This window comes from Congregibacter sp. (genome assembly GCF_045107095.1).
GTDB lineage: Bacteria > Pseudomonadota > Gammaproteobacteria > Pseudomonadales > Halieaceae > Congregibacter.
In genome coordinates, this window is record NZ_JBGCFU010000088.1 from 1 (window position 1) to 8,925 (window position 8,925).

9 protein-coding genes are annotated in these 8,925 nt (G+C 54.3%); 4 read left to right on the top strand and 5 right to left on the bottom strand.

Annotated elements, in window-relative coordinates; all coding sequences use genetic code 11:
- Positions 1–2,400 (bottom strand): phosphoribosylformylglycinamidine synthase (gene purL / locus AB8B76_RS12010; protein ID WP_405272775.1); only part of this gene is annotated, 2,400 nt, incomplete at its 3' end.
- A gap of 122 nt (positions 2,401–2,522) precedes the next feature.
- On the opposite strand from purL, the gene mltF reads away from it, so the two are divergent.
- Entirely contained in the window at positions 2,523–3,962 is a 1,440-nt protein-coding gene (gene mltF, locus AB8B76_RS12015; protein WP_405272777.1) for a membrane-bound lytic murein transglycosylase MltF, read from the top strand.
- 15 nt (positions 3,963–3,977) lie between these two features.
- On the opposite strand, the gene tadA is transcribed toward mltF, so the two are convergent.
- The 3 genes from tadA to AB8B76_RS12030 are packed head-to-tail and all read right to left on the bottom strand — an operon-like array spanning position 3,978 to position 5,995.
- Positions 3,978–4,433 (bottom strand): tRNA adenosine(34) deaminase TadA, encoded by a 456-nt coding sequence (tadA, locus tag AB8B76_RS12020; protein WP_405272779.1) that lies wholly within the window; start codon positions 4,431–4,433, stop codon positions 3,978–3,980.
- A 31-nt stretch (positions 4,434–4,464) separates the two neighbouring features.
- The gene (locus AB8B76_RS12025) at positions 4,465–5,763 is read right to left on the bottom strand and encodes an APC family permease (RefSeq protein ID WP_405272780.1); all 1,299 of its coding nucleotides are present in this window, start codon (positions 5,761–5,763) and stop codon (positions 4,465–4,467) included.
- A gap of 49 nt (positions 5,764–5,812) precedes the next feature.
- Positions 5,813–5,995, bottom strand: coding sequence for a PLDc N-terminal domain-containing protein (locus AB8B76_RS12030; protein WP_405272782.1), 183 nt, complete (start codon positions 5,993–5,995; stop codon positions 5,813–5,815).
- A 264-nt stretch (positions 5,996–6,259) separates the two neighbouring features.
- On the opposite strand from AB8B76_RS12030, the gene AB8B76_RS12035 reads away from it, so the two are divergent.
- The 3 genes from AB8B76_RS12035 to AB8B76_RS12045 are packed head-to-tail and all read left to right on the top strand — an operon-like array spanning position 6,260 to position 8,674.
- Positions 6,260–7,519, top strand: a complete 1,260-nt coding sequence (locus AB8B76_RS12035; protein ID WP_405272783.1) for a molybdopterin-dependent oxidoreductase — start codon at positions 6,260–6,262, stop codon at positions 7,517–7,519.
- Positions 7,520–7,529: 10 nt separating this feature from the next.
- Entirely contained in the window at positions 7,530–8,195 is a 666-nt protein-coding gene (locus AB8B76_RS12040) for a c-type cytochrome (RefSeq protein ID WP_405272785.1), read from the top strand.
- Positions 8,192–8,674 carry a hypothetical protein gene (locus AB8B76_RS12045; RefSeq protein ID WP_405272787.1) on the top strand — a complete coding sequence of 161 codons (483 nt, stop codon included), beginning with the start codon at positions 8,192–8,194 and terminating at the stop codon, positions 8,672–8,674. The genes AB8B76_RS12040 and AB8B76_RS12045 overlap by 4 nt, the downstream gene beginning before the upstream one ends.
- Positions 8,675–8,688: 14 nt before the next feature.
- Here AB8B76_RS12045 and AB8B76_RS12050 read toward each other — a convergent pair.
- Positions 8,689–8,925, bottom strand: a 237-nt coding sequence (locus tag AB8B76_RS12050) for a hypothetical protein (protein WP_405272790.1), incomplete at its 5' end; no start/stop codon positions are given.

Consider the following 8,925-nt stretch of genomic DNA (forward strand, 5'->3'; position numbering starts at 1 on the left):
TGAATGAGATTCACCCTTCTCGTTCCAACGGGTTTGCATAGACATGGAGTCTTTGCCTACGGGTATCGCGATTCCCAGTGCCGGGCATAGTTCTTCGCCAATAGCATGTACGGCGTCATACAGGGCCGCCCCCTCTCCGGGCGTATCCGCCGCGCACATCCAATTTGCCGACAAACGAATATCACTGAGGCTCGCAACGGGAGCCGCGCAGATGTTAGTAATCGCCTCGGTGACGGCCATTCTTGCGGAAGCTGGACTACTCAATAGCGCTACGGGGGTGCGCTCCCCCATCGCCATTGCTTCACCCATCTCCGAGTCATAGCTCACCAGTGAAACGGCGCAATCCGCTACCGGCACCTGCCATGGACCCACCATCTGATCTCTTGCGACCAAGCCGGTCACAGTTCGATCACCAATGGTGATCAAAAAACTCTTGCTGGCGACCGTCGGGAGACCCAGCACGCGATGCAAAGCCTCTTCCACCGATGGCTTCGCAGAAAATTCGGCCGAGGGCGGCGCCAAGCGCTGATCGTCGCGATGCATTTTAGGCGGCTTGCCGAATAACACGGGCATGGGCATTGCAACGGGCTCATCGCCAAAGTGTGTATCGGTAACGACGATTGCCTTTTCAGACGTAGCCTCTCCCACGACCGCCACGGGACAACGTTCCCGCGCGCAGATAGCTTTAAACTCGTTTATGCGCTCAGGCATAACCGCCAGTACATAACGCTCCTGACTTTCGTTACACCAAATCTCAAGGGGCGACATACCCGGATCATCGCAGGGCACATCTCGAAGAGAGAACAGACCACCGCAGCCACCGTCTTTCACAAGCTCCGGTAGCGCGTTGGACAGACCGCCAGCTCCGACGTCATGAATAAACGCGATGGGGTTTTCGTCACCCAACTGCCAACAGCGGTCGATAACTTCCTGGCAACGGCGCTCCATCTCCGGGTTCTGACGCTGTACTGAGGCAAAATCAAGAGACTCCTGACCGTCGGCGCTGGCCATACTTGAAGCCGCACCACCGCCCAGACCAATAAGCATTGCAGGTCCGCCCAACACGAGCAGGGCAGCTCCCGGCGAGAACTCAGGTTTGTCGACGTGCTCCGCGGCGATATTGCCAAAACCACCCGCTATCATGATGGGCTTGTGGTAACCGCGTACCTGATACTCAGCGCTACTAGCGCTAGCGCTCGAATGGGCGATGCGCTGTTCATAGCTTCTGAAATAGCCACAGATATTCGGACGACCGAACTCGTTGTTAAAGGCGGCACCGCCGATGGGAGCCTCAAGCATGATGTCCAAAGCCGACGCGATGCGTGCGGGCTTTCCGTTGTCTTGCTCCCAGGGTTCTTGCAAGCCCGGTATCTTCAGATTGGACACGCTGAACCCGGTTAAGCCTACTTTAGGTTTTGACCCTCGTCCCACGGCCCCTTCATCACGAATCTCGCCGCCAACACCCGTTCCCGCGCCGGGAAAAGGCGCGATAGCCGTCGGGTGGTTGTGGGTCTCAACCTTCATCAGCAGATGCACAGCTTGAGACTTTGTTAAATACTCGCGGGAAGATCCCGAGGGCGCAAATCGACTCGCATCATGACCTGCCACTACGGCTGCGTTGTCCGAGTAAGCGGAGAGAACACCCTCCGGCGCGTTTGCATGGGTATTTCTAATCATTGCGAACAGGCTCTTTGCCTGCTCTTCGCCGTCAATGGTCCAACTCGCGTTGAAAATTTTATGTCGGCAGTGCTCAGAGTTGGCCTGAGCAAACATCATGAGCTCAACGTCCCGGGGGTTCCGCTCAAGACTCGTAAAACTCTCCAATAAATAGGAGATCTCATCCTCTGCCAGAGCCAATCCCAAGCGCTGATTAGCCGCTTCCAGAGCGACTCTCCCCTCGCCTAGAACATCTACCGCGACACTCTTGGTCGGGGACAAATGAGAAAACAGAGCCGCAAGCCCATCAAGGCTGGCAGCTGTCGCTTCAACCATCCGATCATGAAGTTCCAGAGCCAGCTCATCCCAGACGGGGCTTTCCGGGCTGACACCTTTCAGCTCGTAGGCGCAGATTCGCTCCACGCGCTCCACACCCTCAACACCGCAACCACGGACAATATCGGTGGCTTTACTAGACCAAGGGGAGATCGTCCCGGGGCGCGGCATTACAAAGAGCCAAGTGCCTTCATTCAAAGCCTCAGCCGGGCAAAAATCTGCGGTAGCTGCCTGCGCCAATAAGGACTGCAGACGCACTCTTCTCCCTTCATCAAGAGGCTCAGCGTCTACAAGGTGCACGAATCCGCAACGAAGAAGCGTCACATCGGGCCATTTTGCTCGCAAACGTTGCTCCAGCGCCTGCTGCCTAAAAGGGGACAAAGCGGAAGCGCCGGGGATAACAAGCATCAGAAAGCAGTCTCTCAGTTTGAAAAGGAAGCGAGAAAGCGGCGGATTGTACCGCTCCGTGGAAGCGGCGTTAAGCCAAAAGCAAGTCTTTCGGTCTAATTCAAGAGCGTTACAATCAAAGCATGGTCAAGGCTTCCACCCTACTCGCCGCACTGGCACTATTTTCAGCTCTGCTCCTGAGTTCCTGCGGCAGCAATAACGACACATTGCAGGCTATTCAGGATCGCGGAAAATTACGCCTGATCACCAGAAACAGTCCGACTACCTACTACCTCGGCCGGGGCGGCCCCCGGGGGTTTGAGTACGATCTCGCTATGCTCCTCGCTAAGGAGCTGGAAGTGGAACTGGAAGTCACCCAAGCCTTTTCTCTGGAAGAAATGTTTACGGCTCTGGAGCGCGGCGAGGCTGATATTGCTGGAGCAGGACTTACGTTAACGGAGACGCGCGCCTCCCAGTTTGCCGCCACGGCGAGCTACGCCAGGCAAACACCTCAGGTGATCTACAAGGTGGGTCGTAAAAAACCTCGAAAACCCGCGGACCTCAAGGGCCTTTCATTGTCGGTGTTGCTAGATAGCAGTCACGAGGAGCTGTTGGAAACGCTCCGTAGTGACGGTATGGACTGGCTAACATGGAACAGCATCGACGCCAGCGACACTGCAGCGCTTCTCGCCAGCGTTAACGAAGATCGCAGCGATCTTGCCGTTGTGGACTCTCGAGATTTTTTTATCCAGCAGAACCTTGTGCCGCGGCTCGAGGTGGCCTTCGACCTAGGCGTAGAGGAAGAGATTGTCTGGTACCTGCCAGATTCTGCCAAGGAAACGCCCTTACTCGAATTAATTAACGAGTTTCTGGAGCGCCGTCAAAACGATGGCAGTGTTGCGGATATTCGCGCCAGCTATTTTGATCGCGATGAAGACATTTCACGAGTGGACTCTCAAACCTTCGTCGGAAGAGTCCGAAGAGATCTCAGTAACTATCAACAACTCATAGAAATCGTCGCTCAAGAACAAAAAATGCCGTGGGAGCTCCTGGCCGCCATCAGCTATCAGGAGTCCCATTGGGACCCTAGCGCCACATCCCGTACCGGAGTGCGCGGTATGATGATGCTCACTCTTGCTACCGCAGAAGAGATGGATGTGGACGATCGTACGGACCCTGCAGAAAGTCTTCGCGGTGGTGCGCGTTACTTCAAAAAGCTGCGCCAGCGCCTGCCCGACGACATCCTGGAGCCAGACAGAAGTTGGCTCGCGCTGGCTGCCTACAATATAGGCATGGGGCACCTTGAAGACGCCCGCGTTCTCACGCAAAGACGGGGGGGTGATCCCCATCTGTGGGAGGACATCATGGACAGCTTACCGTTACTGGAAGAACCCCAGCATTATCGGACCTTGCGCTATGGGTATGCCCGAGGACTCGAAGCGGTTCGCTATGTGCAGAACATCCGCCATTACTACAACATTCTTCGCTGGCAGACAGCTCGCGCGGCGCGACCAGAAGCGCCCAGAGACGCTGAAGATTTGGTACCTCAAAGCCTTAGAAATCTAAAGCTGCGCGCTCTGTGAGCTAAAACCTTAGACTTACTTTCTTCGATCGCGAAAAAATGCTTTCAGTAACTCAGCGCTGGAGTCTGCGTGATTTGTATCTTCCTGCCACTCCACGCGGTGATTAAACGCGGACTCGTTGAGTAGGCTTCTCGTACTCACTACGGCCCCCGCCCGCGGCTCTCTGGCTGCAAACACAAGCTTGCTAACCCGAGCATGAACCATTGCTCCGCAGCACATACTGCAGGGCTCTAAAGTCACATAAAGCGTCGCTCCCGGTAGTCGATAGTTCTCCAATGCCGACGCAGCCGTCCTCAGAGCATTAATCTCAGCATGCGCAGTGGGATCCGTAGATCCAATCTGGGAGTTTCTGCCCTCGCCCACCACACGTCCGTCGTGAACAATTACGGCGCCGACGGGAACTTCACCATGCTCTGCGGCCTGCGCTGCAAGTGCTAACGCCCGTGCCATGAACAGATCATCAGGGATCATCTAACGGCACCATAGACGTGGAGGCGAGTCATCACCTGGCCAGCCCAAAACGTTTTTCAAAAGCATAAAAAGCGAAACCAATGAGCAGCAGTATTGAAACCGCGATCCACGATTCTGCCTTCGACTGCATTAACAACCAAATACAGATGAGAAAGCCCAATACCGGGATAAGGTAGCCACCCTTGAGACGATAAGCACTATGACGCACCGTCTCGCTGGCATTACTGCGTATGGCTGGCAGGGAAGCAATGCAGATCATATAACTCAACAGGCGAGCGACAGAGCTCGCGATAGCCAGTTTGACAAAGGATCCCGTGAGCGCAAGTCCCAGAGCAAGGGCGCCCATGATCACGATGCATCGATCGGGCGTCGCATACCGGGGATGCACATGAGCAAACCAGGTCGGCAGTTGTTGATTTTCTGCCAGGGAGTAAATCAATCGCGGGGCCGCCAGCATGGAACCTGCAAGATTTCCGCCGATAGAGAACACCGCCGCCAGAGTGATCGCAAACGCACCGACACCGCCGGCTAATGCTCGCCCGACGTCCACCAGGGTGGCATTGGCATAATCTGCAGGATCAATAACCGAAACGAAAACCAGAACGATAAAAAAGTAGAGGACACCGATGGCCAGGACTGTCGCCACCAATACTCTGGGCAAAGTTCGCCGGGGCTGGGATGTCTCACCCGCAGTTACGCCAACCGTTTCAAAGCCAACGAAGGCGTAGATCATCAACAAAGTCGTGCTGCCTAGATCATCCACCATAAGTTCTGCTGAGGGTAAAAAGGTACTTCCTGATACAGCTTGCAGCCCCAGCAGCACGAGCACTATCAGGGGCGCGGCCTTGAGAAGAGTAAATACCCCCATGGCTCGTACACCATCGCGGACTCCCAAAATGTTAGCCCAGGTCAGACCGAGAATCACGGTGATGATGATAATCAGACGCGGCGCATCCCCGGCCAATACATCGAACAGGGAACCGAGATAAGACGCCATGACCGTGGCGTTAGCCGCAAAAGCTGTGGTTCGAGAAAGAAACAGAAGCCAGCCGGTGCCAAAACCTGCGAGCGGACCGAAAGCGTCGCTGGCATACAGGACCGGGCCACCAGTTTCTTCGTAGTAGCTAGCGAGCTCAGCGAAAACCAGCACTACGCTAAGGAAAAGCGCACCCACAGCCAGAAAGAGCCATGGACTCAACAACCCGGCGTTAACCGCCACTTTTCCTGGCAAAGCAAAAATTCCGGCGCCAATCAATCCATTGAGAACAAGAAATGCAGCACCGTAGGACCCAATGTCGCGCCGCAGGCGATTGCCTGACCTTTTAGTCATCTCGAAACCCCAAAAGAGAGTGCTCTATGGTTTTGCGTGTCAAGCCGATTCAGGTCGCTCTAGGTCCTGCAAACAGCCAAATTAAGAGACCAACTACCGGGAGCAACAGTACGATCAAGATCCAGAGAACCTTAGATCCCACACTCACAGATGCGGACATAATGTTAACGATCGCCCAGATATCGGCGATAAGAATCAACAGGCCGATCACGCCATTCACTTCAATTCCCATCTTCGCACTCCTCTTAAAGGGGGACCCAAACTAATCTGCCAAATCGTACTTGCGAGAAAAACAAAGGGTCACAAGCTATATGTCTTAAAGATTTGGTTGGAAAGGTATCACGCTGACGCTTTCCGATTATCATAGGGTCCGTAACAATTTGGACCTGCGGACCACTAGTTCACTGTTAATCCACTGTTGATCCACTGTTAATCCACTACTAGTCCACTGTTAACTCACGAACAATTAACCTTACCCGAAGATCAGGATAGCGCTATGTCGGATGATGATAAGAATACCGATAAATACACCGCAAAACTAAATCGACGCGTTTTTATCGGCAAAGCAAGCGCCGCAATCCTTGGTGCATCCTCCCTTCGTTCTCTCGCAAGCCCCTCGGACACAAGCGAGGGCGTCAGTCTGGCCGCAGGCCCCCGTCCTCTCGTGCAATACCCGGAGAAACGTGAGCTGATAAGGGTACATACCCGTCCCCCGCACCTGGAAACTCCCTTTGAAGTTTTTAATGAAAGCGTCATTACACCCAACGATGCTTTCTTCGTGCGATATCACCTGGCGAATTTTCCGACCCGCATAGACCCAGAGACCTATAGACTGAAAGTCGGCGGGCACGTGAACAAGCCTCTGGCCTTGTCTCTGGCCGATCTTAAGTCCATGACAGAACCTCAAGAGGTTGTTGCTGTTAATCAGTGCTCCGGGAATAGCAGAGGCTATTTCGAACCTCGGGTGTTTGGTGCCCAACTTGGCAACGGTGCTATGGGCAATGCGCGATGGAGGGGTATTCCACTGCGTGCAGTGCTGGATTCAGCTGGCGTACGCGACGGCGCACAGCATGTCGCTTTCAACGGTCTGGATAAGCCGGTCATGGAGAGCACTCCTGACTTCCAGAAGTCTCTTGAGATAGATCATGCGCTATCCGCTGAGCCGTTACTCGCATGGTCAATGAATGGAGAAGACATTCCATTCCTAAACGGATACCCGCTAAAGCTTATCGTTCCCGGCTTCTTCGGCACCTACTGGGTCAAGCACTTGTCGGAAATCACGGTGCTGGATGGAGCCTTTACCGGACACGACGCCTACTTCATGACAAAAGGCTACCGATTACCCGATAACGACTGCCACTGTGTCGAGCCTGGCAACTCTCCGCCCAGTACACGACCTATTTCACGAATCCCCGTACGGAGCTTTGTAACCAGCATCACCGCGGGTGACGCGATACCGGTAAAGCGTGATCTGGAGTTAAGGGGCATCGCTTTTGATGGCGGCTCAGGTATTAGCCGAGTAGAAGTGTCTATCGATAACGGGCAACAGTGGCAGCTAGCAAAACTCGGAGACGATCTGGGTCCCTACTCTTTTCGAGAGTGGAGGCTGGTGACCCAGTTCCCAATAACCGGGGCGGCGACAGTGCATGTTCGTGCAACCAGTAGACGCGGGGAGACCCAGCCTGAGCAAACGACATGGAACCCGGGAGGGTATCATCGCAACGTGGTCGAGACTGTCGAAGTAATGGTGTCTTAAGATGAATTCGATGCAATCAATTTTTCGAAACATGCTGTATAGGTCCCTGTTCTTGATCACTGCGGTGAGCGCAGCCGCTAATGTTCCCGCAAAAGAGATTTCGCTCCCCGCCGAAACCTCAACACTGCGAGAATCCTCGCTACCCGGTTACACAGTCGCTCAGCAAAAATGCGCCATCTGCCATTCTGTGGACTACATCAGCTTTCAACCGCCGGGAATGTCTCTGGAACAGTGGACCGCTGAAATGAAAAAAATGCAGCATAGCTACGGCGCCCCCATCAGCCCAGAGGAGATCGAGCAGATAGGCGCCTACCTGGCGGTGGCCTATGGTAGTGCGGATATCGATGATCCTGACGTTGCGACTGTCGTGTCGCAAGCATCAAGTGCCAATACACCCGACTCACCCAGCAACACCGCCGCGGGCGGACCTCAGATACAGACGCTATTAGTGACGAACGCGTGTACCGGTTGTCACGCTGTCGATAGCAAACTCGTCGGACCCAGCTTCAAAATGGTCGCCGCGAAGTATCGAGATAGTAGAGACGGTCTGTCTTCGGTGATGAGTTCAATACGCAGCGGAGGGTCCGGCAAATGGGGGACGATCCCTATGCCAGCAATGCCTGCGCTCACTGAAGAAGAACTGCGCAAGCTTGCAGAATACGTACTCGCTCAATGAAAACTACACACGTAGATGACTTTCATTATTGCTGCGCTGAGGTTTTCTGCGCGCTTTACGCAGCGTTCCCCCTTCCTTATCTATTGTTGGTAGAAGACATCACTGGACCGATACAGTGGGATTTGACTGGCCTACCTGATCGGCGCTCCCAAGCCTGTTTTGAAACATTCCTTTGGCTTGCCGAACATGACCTATTGCGGTTTCGCACCTTGGAACCGAGAAACACGGGTATCGAAGGAGCGGCCCTTACCCAAAAAGCTTTCGTACTTCTGACCGGGCAGATCACCTGGTCCTCAGGAGAGGCAATGAGCCGCATACAGGCGTTGCTGGAGGCAAGACGGAATCGCGCCTACGGCGACATCGAGTCGCTGATCAACGATATCTTTCGCACAAACTTACAGTGGTCAGCGCCGGTAACGTCTAAGACCTTGCCAAAGGCTGCGCCGTTTTCGTCCGTGTCCGAGGACGGAGACGACTAGTACGACCAACTCCCTCAGTCTAGTTTGGGAACCAGAATAGACAGCGCTTGATGCTCTAGATGAAAGGACGCGGGAGTCGCCCCCGCATCTTCACCATCCGCAGACACACCATGAGGCGATGAAGTTTTTATCTCTACAGCGTCGTGACTTAGCTGCACTACTATGTCTGGATGAGGCTCTCGCTGCAAAACATGCACGCGAATCCATTCGTATAACAATGCATTTACCGGTCGCGGTCGTAAACCAACGAC